Here is a 16,706-nt window from a genome sequence, read left to right on the forward strand (position 1 = left end):
CGAGGGCGCTCCGGGCGCAGAATTGCGCGGCGCACGATCCGCCGGCGCCCTACAGGGACGGCGTGGATTTCATCCGATCGGATGAAGCGGGCCTCCGGTGGTCGATGCGCGGCGATGCGAAGATGAGCGAACCGACCGAAAGCGCCCACCTTGACGACGTCCGACCTCCGGCTCACCCACGACGCCCACGCGGTTTCATCGACGCACCCGCCCGACGGGGCGGTCACCGCCCCGCTGCGCACCCGCCGAGCAGCGCTGGTGTTCGTCGCGATCGTCTTCCTCGCCACTCTCGTGCAGGTGCTCGCGAACCCCCTCGCCGGGCTCTTCGCCGAGAGCGTGACCTGGCAGCATCCGCTCCCCCTCGGCGTCGTCGTGCTGATCGTCGCGATCGGATGCTTCGCCCAGGCCGCCTGCCTGCTGTGGAGCGCGCGCCATCCGCTTCTCGCCGTCGTCGCTACCCTCGGGCTGTATCTCGGGCTCGTCGTCGTGTCGCAGGCGCCGAACTGGCTGGGCGCGATGCAGCTGGTCATCGCGATCGCGCTGTTCCTGCTCGCGACCGCTCGCCCCGCGCCGACGGCACTGATCGTGCTCACCCTGTCGGTGGTGATCCTCGTCGGGGTGCTCACCGTCTGGGCGCTCTCGCTCGGCGTCGCTCCGGGCAACGTGCTGACCTTCCTCCTGAGCCAGACCGTCGGGTTCGTCGCGGCGGCGAGCGCCGCCACGGCGCTGGGGCTGTGGTGGAGTCGTCAAGCCCGCCGGGCGCAGCGCGCTCGGGAGCGGGCAGACGCCGCGACACGCGAGTACGAGGTGGGCATGGCCCGCGCGCGGGAGATCGAGCGCGACCGGATCGCCCGGGAACTGCACGACGTCGCAGCGCAGCACCTCGCGGGGCTGCTGACCCTCGCCGACGGGGCGCTCACCGTCGCGGCATCGCGCCCGACGGAAGCACTGCAGCTCTTGCAGGAGGTGCGCGCGGAGGGGCACTTCGCCGCGGCGAGTCTGTACGGAGCCCTCGCCGACCTCAGCGCGGTCGAGGGCGAGACGACCGGTCAGACGCAGACCCTGCGCTCCGTCGCCGAGCTGCTGGAGTTCTGGCGAGCGCGCGGCGTCGACGTCACGCTGTCGCAATCGGGTCGCATCGACGACGTGCCCGCGGTGGTCTCGGCGACCGGTTTCCGCTGCGTGCAGGAGGCGCTGACGAACGCCGCCAAGCACGCCCTCGGCGCCCCCGTGCACGTCGACATCGACGCCGCCCCCACGCATCTGCACGTCACGGTCGAGAACGACCCCGCTCCCGAGCCGAGCGGCGCAAGCCGCCCGGGCCTCGGCTGGGGGCTCGAAGGTCTCCGCGAACGGGTGCGACTTCTCGACGGCACGCTCACCGCCGGCCCGACGGACACCGGCGGCTTCGTCGTTCGGCTGACCGTGCCGCTCACCGATTTCTCGCCCGCCGGCGAGGTCGCCTCCGCGATCGGGGGGCCATGACCGCGTCCGACATCCGCGTGTTGATCGCCGATGACAATCGTGCGGTGCGGCACGGATTGCGCGTGCAACTCGCACAGGCCGACGGCATCAGTGTGATCGGGGAGGTGACGAACGGCACGGATGCTGTTGCCATCGCCCGCGCCGAACGCGCCGATGTCGTGCTCATGGACCTGCAGATGCCGGGCGTCGACGGCATCGAAGCGACGCGCCTCCTCGCCGGACCGCAGGTGGTCGACCGCGTCTCGGTGATCGTGCTGACGAGCCATTCCGGCGACCGGTACGTGCTGGATGCCATCGAAGCGGGTGCCAGCGGGTATCTGCTGAAGGGCCACGACTCCGCGCAGCTGATCGAGGCCATCACCGCCACCGCGCGCGGCGACGCTCACGTCTCGCCGCGGGTCGCCGCTCACGTGCTGCGCGAACTCTCCCGTCGCGTGCCGAGCGTCTCGGACGCACGGGTGGTGCAGTCGCTCACTCCGGCGGAGCGCAACGTCGTCGCCCGATTGAGCCGCGGTACGACCGCGAACGACGAGATCGCCGCCGAACTGCACGTCTCGGTCAACACCGTGCGGTCCCAGGTGCGCTCCGCCCTGCGCAAAGTCGGCGTCGAGGATCGCACCCAATTGGCGCTCTGGGGTGCCCGCAACCACCTCGATCGATAGCCCCTTTGCACTCTGGTGCCGAGAGTGCAATACTGCACTCCGTGCCCGATAGTGCAATCACCGGTCGAGACCGCCGCCGCGAAGAAACCGCGCGCGCTCTCACGCGCGCCGCGCGCGCCGCGACCGCCGAGCACGGGCTCTCCGGTTTCACGATCGAGGACCTCTGCGACGCCGCCGGGGTGTCCCGCCGCACCTTCTTCAACTACTTCGCCTCCAAGGAGGACGCGGTGCTGGGCATGCCCCTTCAGCGCGGCGACGAGGAGGCGGTGGCCGCCTTCCTCGCCGGCGGCACAGCATCCGGCGAGCTCTCCCCCACCCTCCTGGTGCACCTGGCCGAACTGACCGAGGTGCGGTGGCGCGTGCTCGACATCGCCCCCGAGTCGGTGCGCGAACTCGTCGCCGCGGTCAAGCGCGAGCCCCGGCTTCTGGGGCGGATGCTGGAGCACGGCCTGAATGATGAGCGCGCCGACGCGGCCCTCATCATCGAGCGGGAGGGCCTCGCGCCCGACGACCTGCGCGCGCCGCTCGCCGCGCAGCTCATGGGCGCGCTCTGCCGCGCAGCATCCGAGGCCTTCCTCGCCCCCGGGAACACCGACCCCTTCTCCGTCCTCTTCGAGCGCCGCATCGGAGCGGCTGCCGACCTGTTCGCCTCGCAGATCCCGCAGCCCCTCCTGTCCACCTCGCTCTGACACCCGTCCCGGCCCGCAGCCGCCGGAACTTCTTGAAACGGAGACCCTCGTGACCGCCACCGCGCCCACGCCCACCACCGCCGGAGGCCAGCTGCTGCTGACCCAGCGGCGCATCTGGATCATCTTCTCGGCGTTGATCGCCGGGATGCTGCTGGCCAGCCTCGATCAGACGATCGTCTCGACCGCGATGCCCACGATCGTCGGCGAGCTCGGCGGCGTCGAGCACCAGGTCTGGATCACGACCGCGTACATCCTCGCGACCACGATCGTGCTGCCCATCTACGGCAAGTTCGGCGACACCTTCGGCCGGCGCAACCTCTTCCTCATCGCGATCGCGATCTTCACGCTCGCCTCGATCGGCTGTGCGTTCGCGAGCGACTTCTGGATGTTCGTCGTGTTCCGCGCCATCCAGGGCCTCGGTGGCGGCGGGCTCATGATCTTGTCGCAGGCGATCATCGCCGACATCGTGCCCGCGTCACAGCGCGGCAAGTACCTCGGCCCCCTCGGCGGCGTGTTCGGCCTCGCGGCCGTCGGTGGACCGCTGCTCGGCGGGTTCTTCGTCGACCACCTCACCTGGCAGTGGGCGTTCTACATCAACATCCCGGTCGGTATCGCGGCGTTCCTCATCGCCGTGTTCGCCCTGCGGCTGCCGAGCAAGAAGGCCACGAAGCGCATCGACTGGCTGGGGGTGCTGTTCCTCTCGGCGGCCACCACCTGTCTGATCTTCTTCACCGACTTCGGTGGCGACAGCGACATCGGGTGGGCATCCCCCGCCACGTGGGCCTGGGGTCTCGGGCTCGTGCTCGCCGCGGGCCTGTTCATCTTCACGGAGTCGCGCGCCGCCGACCCGGTCATGCCGCTGTCGCTGTTCCGCAACCCCGTCTTCATCAACGCGACCGCGATCGGCCTCGCCCTGGGCATCGGCATGTTCGCCGCGATCGGGTTTGTGCCGACCTTCCTGCAGATGTCGTCTGGCACGTCGGCCGCCGTCTCGGGACTGCTGCTGCTCCCCATGATGGTGGGTCTGATCGGCACCTCGATCGTGTCGGGGCTGCTCATCACCCGCACCGGAAAGTACAAGCTCTTCCCCATCATCGGCACCCTGATCACGGGCGCGGCGATGATCGCGATGACGACGCTGACCGCCGAGACGCCGATCTGGCTGATCTGCGTGTTCCTCTTCTTCTTCGGAGCGGGCATCGGCCTGATCATCCAGGTCGTGGTGCTGGTCGTGCAGAACGCGGTGCCGGCCGCGCAGATCGGCACGGCGACGAGCACGAACAACTACTTCCGCGAGGTGGGAGCCGCCCTCGGCACCGCCGTGTTCGGAACCCTGTTCACCACGCGCCTGACCGAGAACCTCACCCAGGTGTTCACCGACGCCGGAGCGAGCCCCGAGCAGGCCGGGCAGGCGACCTCGACGATCGACCCGTCGGTGCTCGACACGCTGCCCGACGCCCTGCGCGAAGGCGTCGTCAACGCGTACGCCGACGCGCTCGCCCCGGTGTTCTGGTACCTCGTGCCGTTCATCGCCATCGCGTTCGTGCTCGCGCTGCTGCTCAAGCAGATTCCGCTCTCCGATGTCGCGGGCCTCGTCGCGCGCGGCGAGGCGATCGGTGGCGACGAGGCCGAGCGCCTCGAGAAGCTCGAGCGCGAGCAGCGGGCGGCCGGCCGCACCTCCGGGTCTTCGGGCTCGGGCGGTTCGGGGTCGGGCTCTTCCAGGTCGGGCTCTTCGGGGTCGGGCGGGGGCGACGTGCTGTCGCGCTGATCCCAACCCCCACCCTCCGAGAACTAGTCGGGCGGCCGAGAATCGCGATGATGCGCGGATTCCCGGTCGCCCGACTGGTCTGTACGGGGGCTTGCGAGCGCCGGGGGCCACAGCATCCGCTCCCCCGGACACCCTCGCGAGGACAATCGGCCGGCAAGAGGAGATTCCTGCTGCTAAGACCCTCCTCCCGGCCGAATCTCCTCTCGCCGACTCGGAGAATCGGTCGAACTCGGTTCGAATCCGGCGTAAATGCACCGAGTTCTGCCGATTCTCCGAGTTCAGTGCAGACGGATGCTGGGTCCAGCCCCAGCCGGAGGTCACAGCATCCGCTCCCCCGACACCTCGCGAGGAGAATCGGCCGGCAGGAGGAGATTCCGGCGCCGAGATCCTCCTCCCGGCCGAAACCCCTCGAGCGACTGCAGTGCAGAGCACTGCAGTGCAGAGCAGTGGAGAGGGATGCTGCGCGCTCAGGCGGACAGCAGCGTACCGACCGTGGCGAGCGCCACCCAGATCCCGTTGTAGACGACGTGGGTGAGCACGGCAGCCCAGATGCGTCCGGTGAAGAGCACGAGCAGGCTCGCGACGAGCCCCAGCAGGGCGAGCGAGACGACAGCATCCCACGCCAACGGCGCGACGAGCGCGTGGGCGACGATGAACAAGGCCGTCGAGACGATCGCAGCCGCGAACATCGCGACATCGCGACCGGCGATGCGCCGGACGGCGGAGTACACCGCGACGAGCACGAGGCCGCGGAAGAAGAACTCCTCCAGCACCGGGGCGATGACCACCGGGGTCAGCAGCTCCTCGAAGAAATAGCCCGGGGGAAGCGAGCCGCCCAGCGAGGGGTAGCTCGGCCAGGCGCCGTTGCCGCCGGCGCGCAGTTCGAGCCAGCCTTGGGCGAAGCGCAGCATCCCGCCGAGCACGACCGCGTACAGCAGGTCGACGGGCCGGAAGTTCAGCAGGCCGCGCGGGCGCGAGCGGGCGAAGGCCAGCACCACCGGCGCGGCGAAAGCGAGCCAGATCACGAGCTGGCTGAGGAGCGCGCCGAGAGTTCCACCGACGAGCTCGGTCGCCGCGGCCGAGCCGAGCGTGCCGACGCCGAGCGCGAGCACCGCCCAGCCGAACAGCTCCCACCCCCAGCGTTTGACCGAAGAGCCGCCGCGACGCCACGACCGGCGCCGACGGCCGGAGCCGCGCCGCTCGCCCGACTCCTCGTCGCCGGAATCGTCGGAATCGTCGGCGAGGTCGTCGTCGGCTTCCCGAGAGTCCGCTTCGACAACGTGGTCGTCTCCGAGGCCGTCGTCGGTCTCCCGCGGGCGCCGCAGGCCGAGGCCCCCCGCCGCCACGAGACCGGACTCGGGCGAAAGCGGAGGTGAATCTTCGACGGCGTTTCCCGGAGAGGGGATGCTGCCGCTCGGCGCGTGGCTAGACTCACTCATCAGCGCCCACGTTACCGTCGAACTCCTGTCGGTCCATCGCCGCCCGCACGGCGAATCGCGTGGAGGCGGAGTCGGCACCCGGCTTCGTATTCGCCCGGCATTCGGCCGGGTCGGCGCTGCACCGCCGTGACACGCGCCTTGGGGGGCACGCGATGCTTGATCTCGACCTGACGTCGATGTTCCGCGGCGGCGGTAGCGCCGGCGAGGCTCCGACCCTGGAGATCCTCACCGTCTGCACCGGCAACATCTGCCGCTCCCCGCTCGCCGAGCAGCTGCTGCGCGCCGCGCTCGCCGAGCTCGACGTGACGGTCGCGAGCGCCGGCACGCACGCGCTCGTCGACAAGCCGATGACGCGCGAAGCCGCGAAGCTCGCCGCGTCGCTCGGGGTACCGGCCGACGACTCGCGTGCGCACCGCGCGCGCTGGCTCACCGAGCTGCACCTCGCCGGCCCCGACCTCGTGCTCGCGATGACCCGGGAGCACCGCGCGTACGCCGTGGGCCTCGCCCCCGCGCGGCTGCGCTCCACCTTCACCGTGCGCGAGTTCGAGCGTCTCGCGACCGGGATACCCGACGCCGACATCAAGGTGCAGGCGGATGCTGCGGGCCCCGACGCCCATGCCCGCATCCGCGCGGCGCTCACGCTGCTGCGCGCGCACCGCGACCAGGTCGAGGCTCCCTCGGATCCCGCAGACGACGACGTCATCGACCCGTACCGCCGGTCGTGGGAGATGTACGAGCTCTCCGCCGCCCAGATGACCCCCGGCATCGCCCAGGTCGCGCGCGTCGTTCGAGCCGCACTCGCCTGACCGCGGGGGCACGCGGCGGCCGCAGCATCCGCCCCGACCGCCTCGGGATCAGACGCGCGGTCGACGCGTCGCCGCGAAGTACGCGCGCGACGCGGGCAGGTACATGAACACGATCGCGGCGGCGACGAGGACCGCGCTGATCCACTCGAGCACGCCGACCGAGGCGGCCTGGAACACGACGGAGAGGATCGTCAGGGCTCCCAGAACAGTGAGCAGGATGCGCGCCCAGTTGCGCCCGCGCAGCATGAACCACGCGAACAGCACGCGCAGCGCGGCCACGATGATCGACCAAGCACCCAACCCGATGATGACGGCGCCGGCAGCGGCGCGCTGGCTCTCATCGAGCCGCTGGATGGCGGGCGCATCCCCCGCGAACGCGAGGATGATGATGCCGCCGATCACGCCGACGAGGCTGGCCGCCACCCAGAGCCAGAATGCGGCGGTGACGGTGGTCGGTCGCGCGGTGGAGATCGGATCGGTCATGTGGTGCCCCCCGTGGGTCGTTGAGCCGACGCGACATGCTCGGAGCGACACCCGCTGCGCCGACGGTGTGGTCGAACCTTAGCGGATGCTGTGAACTCGCCGACGGCGGCGGAAGAAGCCAGGGGCTTCCCCTCGCGCCTCGATCCCGCCATCCTCGGCACATGGGTCGCCTCATCCTCGAACAGATCACCTCCGTCGACGGCTACGCCGAGGATCTGGAGGGCGGCATGAGCTTCGTCGTCCCCGACGACACCGGCCTCGAGGACGTGGAACAGCTCGCGGTGCTGCAGTCCGTCGACGCGATCGTGCTCGGCCGCCGCACGTACGAGCTGTTCGCCGCCTACTGGCCTCAGCAGACCGAGGAGACCGAGAGCGTCGCCGGTCCGATCAATGCGCTGCCGAAGCACGTGGTGTCGAACACGCTGCGCGCGGCACCGTGGGGCGAGCACACGCCGGCGATCGTCGAACCCGGCGACGGCGTCGAGACGGTGCGCCGGGTGATGGCGCAGTATCCGGGCGACGTCATCGTCTGGGGAAGCCTGACGCTCGCGGACACACTGCTCGAAAGCGGCCTGGTCGACATCCTGCGGTTGCGCATCGTGCCCGCCCTCGCCGGAGGAGGCCGCGGCATCACCCCCGCCTCGCTCGGGCTCCGCCGGCTGACGTTGACGCTGGCGCACGTGCACCCGGGCGGTCAGGTCGCGCTCGAGTACGAAGTGCGCTGACTCCCCAGCATCCGCCCCGGCCCCGGCCCCGGCAGCACGAAGCGCCCCGGCCGGATCGGCACGGGGCGCTTCGTGGTGCGACGGTTTACTTGAACGCGTCTTTGACGTTCTCGCCGGCCTTCTTGAGGTCGGCCGCGGTCTGGTCGCCCTGACCTTCGGCCTCGAGGCGCTCGTTGTCCGTCGCCTTACCGGTGGCTTCTTTCGCCTTGCCCGAGATGTCCTGGGCGGCGTTCTTGATCTTGTCGTCGAGTCCCATAGGGTTCCCCTTCCGATCACATCCGGGTGGTTCCCGGTCGATATCCCCACGCTACGACTCGGCCCCGGCGCGAAAGGGGGACTCGTATTCAGACCCGTTGTGCGCTAGAGATCCGGATGCTGCGTGCCGCCCCCGAACGCCAGAGTGCACCGCCTCCGTGAGGCGGTGCACTCTGGGCTGGGCGTGAGAGCGCCCGCGAAGACACCCGGTGTTACTTGAAGGTGTCCTTGACGTCTTCGCCGACCTTCTTGGCGTCGGCCTTGACCTGGTCGGTCTGGCCCTCAGCCTCGAGGCGCTCGTTGCCGGTCGCCTTGCCGAAGGCTTCCTTCGCCTTACCGGCGACGTCTTCGGCTGCGTTCTTGATCTTGTCGTCGAGTCCCATGGCGGACTCCTCTCTCTTTGTGGTCCCGGTTTCCCGGTGGTGGCCCCGGAATGCGGTGACGGTATCGCCGCACCCTGGGAGATTTCTACGCGAGCGTGAGGAACCGCCTAGGCGAGGTCGCGACGCTCGGGGGCCAGGCGGGCGCGCAGTCCCGAGCGTACGGAGACGTACGTCGGCAGGTCCTGCCCGGTGAGCGCGGCCACGTTCGACGCCAGACGGTTGACATCCAGCGCGAGGGCGCGTGGCGAGGCGTTGCGGCGTGCGGTGACGGCGATGTGCAGCACGGTCTCGTCGCGCACCTCCGCCGCCGTGACCCGCGTCGACACGACGTCGGGGCGTGCATCCAGCGCGGCCGTCAGAGCGTCGGCGGCGAATGCATCCCGCACCACCACCCGCCCGAGCGGATTGTCCTCGAGCGACGCCGTCAGCAGCGCCCGCGAGCGGCCACCGCCGAGTCGCGCGATGGCGAGCACCAGCAGCACGACCACGATAACGATGGCGGCGAGTACCCCGAGGACGAGCCACGACAGCCCGGTGTCGGCGATCCGGGTCGCCTCTGCCGAACGCGCCAGCCAGTCGGACGCGGTCGTGATGCTGCGCCGCCAGATCTCGGTCGCCACCGGCCATGTGGCGGCCAGGATGACCGCGCCGCCGACACCCAGCAGCACCAGCCCGATCAGCAGCAGGAGCAGGCGGTTCACGGCCCGGTTCGTGTCGTTCATCGCTGCAGCTCCTGCTCTTTCGGGCGTCCGATCTTGACGACCGTCTTCACGGCCGGGGTGAGGTGGTAGCCGGCCATCTCCTCGTCGGCGATGGCGCGCAGCTGCGCGGCATCGACCGTAAGGCCGGCGTCGGGGGTCACCCGCACGTCGACGACCCGGTGGGCGACGCCCACGGTGATGCGATCACGGGCGATGCCCGCCTCATCGCTGAGGCGTTGGGCGAGGGATGCTGCGACCACGCCGTTGTCGACGACGACCGCGTGATCGCCGAGGTCCATGACGTGCCGCGGCAACCGGCCCGGGGTGAGGGCCAGCAGCACGAGCACCCCTCCGCTGAGGGCTGCCACGACTCCGGCGGCGATGACCGCAGCGGAAGGCTGCGCGGTCGGGGCCTCGCCGAGCGCGCCCAGCGCGTCGGCGGGGGCGATGAGCAGCGCCGGCTGCGCGAGCAGCCCGAGCACGATCTCGACGCCCAGGTACAGCAGCACGAGGGCCACGAGAAGGACGGCCACGACCATCGCCGCGGTGCGCGGCGAGTGCGTCTCACGGCGCACGACCCGCTGCAGGGTGCGTTCGCTCATTTCACTCTCCTTCGCTCGGCGATGACGGCGCCGGTCACTATGACGTCGACGCGGGTGACGGTGCGCCCGGTGAGGGCGCTCACCCGGGTCTGCAGGGTCTGCTGGATGGCGCGGACGCGATCGAGCACTGTGCCGCCCGCCCGCACCGCTTCGCTGTCTTCGAGGTCGACGATCGGCAGAGGAGCTTCGACGCGGAGCGCGAGGCCGCCCCCCGCAGACGCGAGCTGCAGGGTCACCCGGTCGCGGGGAACACCGAAGGCCGTGGCGGCCACCTCCCGGCTGACGGTGCGCAGGGCGCGGTCCGACAGGGTGGTGCGTCCGGGCAGCGGAGCCTCACGCGGCGGCGCTGCGGCATCCGCTCCCCCGCCCACCGCCGCGGGACGGGACGGCGAGATGACGCTCACGCGGCACCGCTCACGAGACGCGACGGCCCGAGAAGGCGTTCGCCACCTCGCGCACGTCGAGCTGACCGGAGGTGATGCGTCCGACGATCGCGCCGACGCCCATGAACACGGCGACGAGCAGGAAGCCCCAGAAGCCGAACACGAGAGCGGCGAAGGCCAGGACGGCGCCGACCAGGGCGCCCGAGATGGTCGCGCTCATGAGACGCGCGATTCGGCGTAGGCGTCGTCGTCGTCAGCGCCGTCGTCGGGCAGGCGCACGTCCGTGACCTCGACGTTGACCTCGACGACCTGCAGACCGGCGAGACGGGTGATCGCTCCGGCGACGGCCTCGCGCACCTGCTCGGCGACCTCGTGGATGGGCTGCGGGTAGTCCACGACGATGATGATGTCGGCCGCGGCCTGCGTCTCGCCGACCTCGACCTTCACACCCTGCGTGTGGTCGGTCGCGTTCATCGCGTCGCGCAGGGCGCCGATGGCGCGGGCTCCGCCGCCGCCGAGGGCGTAGACACCGGGCACATCGCGAGCGGCGAGACCGGCGATCTTGGCGATCACGCTCTCCGCGATCGAGGTGCGGCCACCGGCTTTGCCGTCGGTGCCGACGGGGGAGGTGGAGGTGAGCGGGTCGGCTCCCGTGGTGGTGAGCGTGTCGACGCGCGCCTTCGCGTTCGTGCCGACCACGGGGCTGGTCTTGTTCTCGGTAGCCATTGCTGTTCTCCTAGCTGGTTCGGTGAGACGACGCAAGCTCTGCCAGCTCGGTGCGCTGCGCGTTAGCGTCGCTCATCAGTACGAGGCGCGCAGTGGCGCATTCGTCACAAAAAAGTTCGACGGAGTTTTCATGGTGCGACCGGAAGACGGCGACGGCCCCTCCTGGGGGGAGCTGTCGGACCGCATCCTGTCGGAGCGTGCCAGCGACGGTGACGAGCTCGCGTTCGGCGAGATCGTGCGCCGGCACAGCGGGCTCATGCGCGCGTACACGGCACGCATCGTCGGGTCGGTCGCCGACGCCGACGACGTGGTGCAGGAGGCGTTCGTCATCGCCTGGAAGCAGCTGCCGAACCTCCGCGACGGCGCGGCGCTCAAGGCGTGGCTGATGAAGATCGCCGGCCGGGAGGCTTTCGCTTTCCTCCGGCGCCGCGGCAACGACCAGCCCCTCGACGGGATCGACATCGCCGGGGCGGAGTCCACGAACCCCGAGCACGTCGCGGTGCACACCGCTAGACTCGCCGCACTCTCGCGGGCGCTCGACCGCCTGCCCGAGGCGCAGCGCACCACCTGGCTGCTGCGGGAGGTCGGCGGTTTCAGCTACGACGAGATCGCCGAGCAGACCGATCTTCCCGTCAGCACCGTCCGCGGCAACCTCGCCCGAGCGCGCAGCGGCATTCTGATCCAGATGGAGGGATGGCGATGACCGACCCCGACTCCGTCGTGCTCGAGTGCGGCAAGACCCTCGAGGAGATCAGCGACTACCTGGCCGCCGATCGCCAGCCCTACGACGCCTCGATCGAGACCTGCCCCGAATGCCTCAACGCGCTGGACTCCCTCGAGCGCATGGGCGAGCTGTCGCGCTCCTTGATCGCGAGCGACGCCCTCCACCTCCCCCCGCCCCCGGCATCGTGGTTCGGCCGGATCATGGACGTCGTCCGCACCGAGGTGCGCGCCGGACGCAGCCTGCCGGTGCGCCACCCCGATCCTCGTGTGACGATCACGATCACCGAAGGCGCCGTCCGCTCGCTGGTGCGGGCCGTCGGCGACGGGATCGACGGTCTGTATCTGGGCCGCATCGAGATCGAGGGGGATGCTGAAGAGCCCGGCGCGCCCGTCGAGATCGCCGTCACCGCCACGGCCGCCTGGAATGTCTCCATGCCCGAACTCGCCGCTGAGCTTCGCGAAGCGGTGTTCGCCGCCCTCGCTCAGCACACCGACCTCACCGTGACGGCCGTGAACGTGGCCGTCGAAGACGTGCACGGCTGGCAGAACCGGAAGGACGCGTCATGACCGCAGCGCACGGGGACGAACTCACCGAACTGGTACTCGCCGTCGAGGGCGTCGCCGACGCGTTCCCGCCGCCCTCGCTTCCGCAGTTGCTCGTGGCAGCGGCCGTCGGCGCCGAGGATGTGCGGGCAGAACTCGCACCGAGCCACGACGGGCTGCGCATCGAAGCGCGCATCGCCACCCGCCGCAGCGCCCACAGCGCCGACACCGCGCGCGAGGTGGCCGACGCTCTCGTGCGACGCTTCCCCGATCCCGAGGCCCAGATCCACGTGCAGATCGCGCGCATCTCCTGACACCGGCGCAGCCCCAGCATCCGCTCGCCCCCTCGCTCCGCGGCATTCGTCGAGCCCGGAACACGCCATGAGGTGTACGGCTCAGCGACACCGGCCGGAAACAAGCGGTGTGGCAGGATGAACGCGTACTGCACCCCCCGAGAGGCGTCATGGAGCTCAGCGACTACATCCGCATCCTGCGAAAGAACTGGCTCGTGATTGTGGTGACCGTCCTCGTGGGCATAGCCGTCGCCGCCGGGTATTCGCTGACGCGCACCCCCCAGTTCGAAGCGACGAGCGGCGTGTTCGTCTCGACGGAGGGCGGCTCGACCGTCGCCGAACTGCAGCAGGGCTCGAACTTCACACAGGCGCGTATCGCGACCTACGTCGAGCTCGTCGAAGAGCCCTTCGTGCTGAACCCGGTGATCGAGGACCTCGACCTGAACGTCAGCCCCAACTCGCTCGCGAGCCGGGTCACGGCCTCAGCTTCGCTGGATTCCACGATCGTGCAGATCACGGTCACCGACCCCGACCCCGCGCAGGCGGCGCTCGTCGCGAACGCGCTGGGCGCGAGCCTCGCCGACGCGGTCGAGACCCTCGAGACGCGCGACGGGCAGGAGACCAGCCCGGTCAAGCTGACCCGGGTGCGGGACGCGCAGGCGCCGTCGTCGCCGGTCAGCCCGAACGTGCCGCTCAACCTCGCCCTCGGTGGTCTGGTCGGACTCGCCCTCGGCATCGGCGTCGCCGTGCTGCGCGCGGTGCTCGACAACAAGGTGCGCACCCCGAAGGACGTCGAAGCCCTCACCGATCGTCCGCTCATCGGCGCGATCCCCTTCGATCCGAAGGCGAAGGAACGTCCGCTCATCCTCGAGGCCGACCCGCACAACCAGCGGTCGGAGGCCTTCCGGGCCCTGCGCACCAACCTCCAGTTCCTCGAGATGGACGGCGGCAACATCTTCGTCGTCACCTCGAGCCTCGCCAGCGAGGGCAAGTCGACCACGACCATCAACCTCGCCGTCGCCCTCGCCGATGCCGGCAAGCGCGTCGCCCTGGTCGACACCGATCTGCGCAAGCCCAAGATCGCGCAGTACCTCAACATCGAGGGCGGCGCGGGGCTCACCGACGTGCTCATCGGGCGCGCGCGGGTGGCCGACGTCATGCTCCCCTGGGGCAAGCGTCCCCTCTACGTGCTGCCGGCCGGCAAGGTTCCGCCGAACCCGAGCGAGCTGCTCGGCTCGAAGCAGATGGGTCAACTGCTCGAGGCGCTCGGCAACGAGTTCGACGTCGTGCTGTGCGACGCCCCGCCGCTGTTGCCGGTGACGGATGCTGCCGTCCTGTCGAAGTGGACCTCTGGGGCCATCGTCATCGTGGCCGCCGGTCGCACCACGACGCACCAGCTCGACGGCGCCCTCGACGCTCTCGCCACCGTCGGCACGAAGGTCGCCGGCATGGTGTTGACCATGGTCCCCACTCACGGTCCCGACTCCTACGGCTACGGGTACGGCTACGGCTACGGCGGATACGGAACCTACGGCGCCGCGCCGACGCCCGAGAAGCGCTCGCGCCGCAGCCGCAAGGCCGACGCCCCGGCGAAGGAATCGAAGGCCGCCCGCGCCGACGCGAACACCGCGAACGACGACCTGCTGCCCTGACCCGGCCTCATGCCCAGACGAACCGGTCCGCTCAGCACCACCGCGCGTTGGCTCGTGGGGGTGCTGATCGCCGTGCTGGCGGTCGCGACCGTGCTGCTGGTCGTGCTCGCACTGCAGTCGGTGCGCCCCCAGCCCGTCCCCGACGGCGCCGAGCCCGTGTCGACCTACACGCCGCGGGCCGAAAGCACCCCGACTCCCACGGCCACCCCCTCGGCGACCCCGGTCGCGACCGAGACACCGGATGCCGCCGCCACCCTCCCGCGCGACCAGGAACGCTTCCTGTCCCTCGGTTCGCAGGGCTGGTGGCGGGCGACGGCCGGAGCCTGCGGCGGAGCGAGCCCGGTCGTGGAGCACTCCACCGACGGCGGCGAGACGTGGGAGGACGTGACGCCGCGCTACCGCGCACTCGCGCAGGTCGCGTCGCTGGATTCCTTCGCCGGCTCCGAGGCCGAGATGGTCGCCGCGGTCGGCGGGGGCTGCGAGACCCAGGCCCTTCGCACCTTCACCCAGGGCGAGTTCTGGCAACCGTACGAGGATGTGCTCGCAGCATCCCGCTATCTCGAACCGGGTGACGCGGCCGCGGTCGTGACTCCCCAGGGCAACGTCGCGGCACCGTGCGCCGACGCCCGCTCGTTCCGCGCGGTCGGCGACATCGTGGCGCTGCTCTGTGACGGCACCGGGTACGCGCTCGGCTCCGGCGGACAGTGGACGGCGCTGCCGGCGACGGATGCTGTCGCCCTCGCCGTCTCGAACGGCACCGTGCTGACCGCCGGCCCGGCCGCGGGCTGCGACGGCCTGGCCGTCACGCGCTGGACGGGCCCCGGCTTCGCCACGGCCCAGCCGCTCGGGTGCGCCGCGGGCGCCTCGGCGCCGGCGGCGGTCGCAGCCCTCGGCGATTCCGCCGCGGTGTGGTCGGGCGCGGAGTTGGTGCGGGCCGGCTGAGCCCGATCGTGGTGCGGGTGCGCTGTGCACAACGGAGGAGATGTGCACTCGGGAGGACGCTGGGGGCTCAAACGCCCTCCGGGGCGCACATCCCCTCCCGAACGCACGCGCGGTGGCGGCAGCATCCGCTCGGTCAGGCCTTGTGCGTCGGGGCCAGATTGGTCGACGCCCACTCCCCCAGCTGCTGCAGCACAGGGAGCAGCTCTTCGCCACTGCGCGTGAGGGCGTAGCGCACGGAGACCGGCGGGCCGCTCTCGACGATGCGCGACAGCAGGTGGGCGCCCGCGAGTTCGGTGAGGCGCTCGGAGAGCACGGCGTCGCTGATGCCCACGACCGCGCGGCGAAGCGCGGCGAAGCTCAGTTCTCCGGAGCCGAGGGCGTCGACGATCATGCCGTTCCACCGCTTGCCGAGGATCGAGAAAGCCAGCGTCACCGCGGCGTCGCAGACGTGCGGCGCGAGGGGCTGGGGACGGTCCATGAGCCCAGTCTACCGTGCTAGGTTTTTGCAGGCCGCTTTGAAAAAGCGAGTAACTCCGATCTGATTGGACTCCCCATGACCTTGTTCCGCGTCGATGCCAGCATCATGCCCGCCACCTCCGCCAGCCGCGCGCTCGGCGACCTCGTCGAGGCCGAGTGGGTCACCGCCCACCCCGACTCGACCGTGAACCGCCGGGACCTCGCCGCCGACCCGATCGCAGCGACGGCCTGGCAGAACTCCGTCACCGGTCGCTTCGCGCCCGAGGACCAGCGCACGCCCGAGCAGAACGAGGCCATCGCGCTCGCGACCACGATCGCCGACGAGCTGATCGGCGCCGACGCGCTGCTGTTCACCGTGCCGCTGTACAACTTCGGCGTCTCGCAGCACTTCAAGACCTGGTTCGACCTCGCCTACACCGACCCGCGCATCGACCCCTCGGGCACCGCGCTGCGCGGCAAGCCGGCGACGCTCGTGACCGTGCAGGGCGGCAACTACGCGGCCGGAAGCCCCCGTGAGGGCTGGGACCACTCCACCGCGTGGCTGCGCCGCGTGCTCGCCGACGTCTGGGGCCTCGACCTGCGCGTCGTCGAGCGGCCCTTCACCCTCGTGGGAGTGAACCCCGCGCTCGACGCCTTCACCGACACCGCCGCCGCGATCAAGGGCGAGGCCGAGACCGGCGCCCGCCAGGCCGGCCGCGAGATCGCCGAGCTGCGCGGCGCCCGCGTCGCCTGACCCGAGCCGCCCGGTCCCACACCACCACCACCACAGCTCCCCTGTCGCAATCTGCCGGTTCGACCCGCACGTTGCGACGGGGGAGCTGCTTGCGGGTCGGCGGTCCTACCCGGGTCCCGGGCGCCAGGCGGACACAACTCCTCCACTCCGCCGACCGCATGGCCGCCACGGCCCGCCGATCCGCCCGCCCCGGGCCCTCGACCCCGCGTTGTGGAGGAGTTGTATCCACCGGGCCG

22 protein-coding genes are annotated in these 16,706 nt (G+C 70.8%); 12 read left to right on the forward strand and 10 right to left on the reverse strand.

Going from position 1 to position 16,706, the window contains the following annotated elements:
- Nucleotides 1-150 precede the first annotated feature (150 nt).
- Genes ACFXP5_RS06675 through ACFXP5_RS06690 form a run of 4 tightly spaced genes read left to right on the forward strand, consistent with a single transcriptional unit; the run spans nt 151 to nt 4,604 of the window.
- Nucleotides 151-1,485: a sensor histidine kinase gene (locus ACFXP5_RS06675; protein WP_394544019.1), complete on the forward strand. Its 1,335-nt coding sequence runs from the start codon at nt 151-153 to the stop codon at nt 1,483-1,485.
- Complete coding sequence (locus ACFXP5_RS06680) at nt 1,482-2,147, forward strand: response regulator transcription factor (RefSeq protein ID WP_394544020.1); 666 nt, start codon at nt 1,482-1,484, stop codon at nt 2,145-2,147. Before ACFXP5_RS06675 ends, ACFXP5_RS06680 begins: the two co-directional genes overlap by 4 nt.
- A 41-nt stretch (nt 2,148-2,188) precedes the next feature.
- Nucleotides 2,189-2,836, forward strand: coding sequence for a TetR/AcrR family transcriptional regulator (locus tag ACFXP5_RS06685; protein WP_394544021.1), 648 nt, complete (start codon nt 2,189-2,191; stop codon nt 2,834-2,836).
- A 49-nt stretch (nt 2,837-2,885) separates the two neighbouring features.
- Nucleotides 2,886-4,604: a DHA2 family efflux MFS transporter permease subunit gene (locus ACFXP5_RS06690; RefSeq protein ID WP_394544022.1), complete on the forward strand. Its 1,719-nt coding sequence runs from the start codon at nt 2,886-2,888 to the stop codon at nt 4,602-4,604.
- 467 nt (nt 4,605-5,071) lie between these two features.
- Here the strand turns inward: ACFXP5_RS06690 and ACFXP5_RS06695 are convergent, their stop codons facing one another.
- A complete protein-coding gene (locus ACFXP5_RS06695) occupies nt 5,072-6,043 on the reverse strand; it encodes a CPBP family intramembrane glutamic endopeptidase (RefSeq protein ID WP_394544023.1) in 972 nt (323 codons plus the stop codon).
- Nucleotides 6,044-6,195: 152 nt separating this feature from the next.
- On the opposite strand from ACFXP5_RS06695, the gene ACFXP5_RS06700 reads away from it, so the two are divergent.
- Complete coding sequence (locus ACFXP5_RS06700; RefSeq protein ID WP_394529466.1) at nt 6,196-6,849, forward strand: arsenate reductase/protein-tyrosine-phosphatase family protein; 654 nt, start codon at nt 6,196-6,198, stop codon at nt 6,847-6,849.
- Nucleotides 6,850-6,897: 48 nt separating this feature from the next.
- On the opposite strand, the gene ACFXP5_RS06705 is transcribed toward ACFXP5_RS06700, so the two are convergent.
- Nucleotides 6,898-7,332: a hypothetical protein gene (locus tag ACFXP5_RS06705; protein ID WP_394529467.1), complete on the reverse strand. Its 435-nt coding sequence runs from the start codon at nt 7,330-7,332 to the stop codon at nt 6,898-6,900.
- A 161-nt stretch (nt 7,333-7,493) separates the two neighbouring features.
- Here ACFXP5_RS06705 and ACFXP5_RS06710 point away from each other — a divergent pair, with 161 nt between their 5' ends.
- Nucleotides 7,494-8,057 (forward strand): dihydrofolate reductase family protein, encoded by a 564-nt coding sequence (locus ACFXP5_RS06710; RefSeq protein WP_394544024.1) that lies wholly within the window; start codon nt 7,494-7,496, stop codon nt 8,055-8,057.
- Between the two features lie 85 nt (nt 8,058-8,142).
- Here ACFXP5_RS06710 and ACFXP5_RS06715 read toward each other — a convergent pair whose 3' ends face one another.
- The 7 genes from ACFXP5_RS06715 to ACFXP5_RS06745 form a co-directional block, all read right to left on the reverse strand.
- Nucleotides 8,143-8,313, reverse strand: coding sequence for a CsbD family protein (locus ACFXP5_RS06715; protein ID WP_394529469.1), 171 nt, complete (start codon nt 8,311-8,313; stop codon nt 8,143-8,145).
- 211 nt (nt 8,314-8,524) lie between these two features.
- Nucleotides 8,525-8,695 (reverse strand): CsbD family protein, encoded by a 171-nt coding sequence (locus ACFXP5_RS06720; RefSeq protein ID WP_394529470.1) that lies wholly within the window; start codon nt 8,693-8,695, stop codon nt 8,525-8,527.
- A gap of 107 nt (nt 8,696-8,802) precedes the next feature.
- A complete protein-coding gene (locus ACFXP5_RS06725; RefSeq protein WP_394544025.1) occupies nt 8,803-9,417 on the reverse strand; it encodes a hypothetical protein in 615 nt (204 codons plus the stop codon).
- Nucleotides 9,414-9,998 carry an Asp23/Gls24 family envelope stress response protein gene (locus ACFXP5_RS06730; protein ID WP_394544026.1) on the reverse strand — a complete coding sequence of 195 codons (585 nt, stop codon included), beginning with the start codon at nt 9,996-9,998 and terminating at the stop codon, nt 9,414-9,416. Before ACFXP5_RS06730 ends, ACFXP5_RS06725 begins: the two co-directional genes overlap by 4 nt.
- Complete coding sequence (locus ACFXP5_RS06735) at nt 9,995-10,402, reverse strand: NTP pyrophosphohydrolase (RefSeq protein ID WP_394544027.1); 408 nt, start codon at nt 10,400-10,402, stop codon at nt 9,995-9,997. Before ACFXP5_RS06735 ends, ACFXP5_RS06730 begins: the two co-directional genes overlap by 4 nt.
- A 10-nt stretch (nt 10,403-10,412) precedes the next feature.
- The gene (locus ACFXP5_RS06740; protein ID WP_394529474.1) at nt 10,413-10,601 is read right to left on the reverse strand and encodes a DUF2273 domain-containing protein; all 189 of its coding nucleotides are present in this window, start codon (nt 10,599-10,601) and stop codon (nt 10,413-10,415) included.
- Nucleotides 10,598-11,107: an Asp23/Gls24 family envelope stress response protein gene (locus tag ACFXP5_RS06745; RefSeq protein WP_394544028.1), complete on the reverse strand. Its 510-nt coding sequence runs from the start codon at nt 11,105-11,107 to the stop codon at nt 10,598-10,600. Before ACFXP5_RS06745 ends, ACFXP5_RS06740 begins: the two co-directional genes overlap by 4 nt.
- A 130-nt stretch (nt 11,108-11,237) precedes the next feature.
- On the opposite strand from ACFXP5_RS06745, the gene ACFXP5_RS06750 reads away from it, so the two are divergent.
- From ACFXP5_RS06750 to ACFXP5_RS06770, 5 genes are all read left to right on the forward strand, one after another.
- Complete coding sequence (locus ACFXP5_RS06750; RefSeq protein ID WP_394544029.1) at nt 11,238-11,810, forward strand: RNA polymerase sigma factor; 573 nt, start codon at nt 11,238-11,240, stop codon at nt 11,808-11,810.
- The gene (locus ACFXP5_RS06755; protein WP_394544030.1) at nt 11,807-12,397 is read left to right on the forward strand and encodes an Asp23/Gls24 family envelope stress response protein; all 591 of its coding nucleotides are present in this window, start codon (nt 11,807-11,809) and stop codon (nt 12,395-12,397) included. Before ACFXP5_RS06750 ends, ACFXP5_RS06755 begins: the two co-directional genes overlap by 4 nt.
- Nucleotides 12,394-12,687, forward strand: a complete 294-nt coding sequence (locus ACFXP5_RS06760; RefSeq protein WP_394544031.1) for a hypothetical protein — start codon at nt 12,394-12,396, stop codon at nt 12,685-12,687. Before ACFXP5_RS06755 ends, ACFXP5_RS06760 begins: the two co-directional genes overlap by 4 nt.
- A 149-nt stretch (nt 12,688-12,836) precedes the next feature.
- The gene (locus ACFXP5_RS06765) at nt 12,837-14,318 is read left to right on the forward strand and encodes a tyrosine-protein kinase domain-containing protein (RefSeq protein ID WP_394529479.1); all 1,482 of its coding nucleotides are present in this window, start codon (nt 12,837-12,839) and stop codon (nt 14,316-14,318) included.
- Nucleotides 14,319-14,327: 9 nt separating this feature from the next.
- Nucleotides 14,328-15,260 carry a hypothetical protein gene (locus ACFXP5_RS06770; protein WP_394544032.1) on the forward strand — a complete coding sequence of 311 codons (933 nt, stop codon included), beginning with the start codon at nt 14,328-14,330 and terminating at the stop codon, nt 15,258-15,260.
- A gap of 133 nt (nt 15,261-15,393) precedes the next feature.
- Here ACFXP5_RS06770 and ACFXP5_RS06775 read toward each other — a convergent pair whose 3' ends face one another.
- The gene (locus tag ACFXP5_RS06775) at nt 15,394-15,738 is read right to left on the reverse strand and encodes a winged helix-turn-helix transcriptional regulator (protein ID WP_394544033.1); all 345 of its coding nucleotides are present in this window, start codon (nt 15,736-15,738) and stop codon (nt 15,394-15,396) included.
- 75 nt (nt 15,739-15,813) lie between these two features.
- On the opposite strand from ACFXP5_RS06775, the gene ACFXP5_RS06780 reads away from it, so the two are divergent.
- A complete protein-coding gene (locus ACFXP5_RS06780; protein ID WP_394544034.1) occupies nt 15,814-16,470 on the forward strand; it encodes an FMN-dependent NADH-azoreductase in 657 nt (218 codons plus the stop codon).
- Nucleotides 16,471-16,706: the final 236 nt, after the last annotated feature.

This window comes from Microbacterium hanjuni (genome assembly GCF_043556395.1).
Classification (GTDB): Bacteria; Actinomycetota; Actinomycetes; order Actinomycetales; family Microbacteriaceae; genus Microbacterium.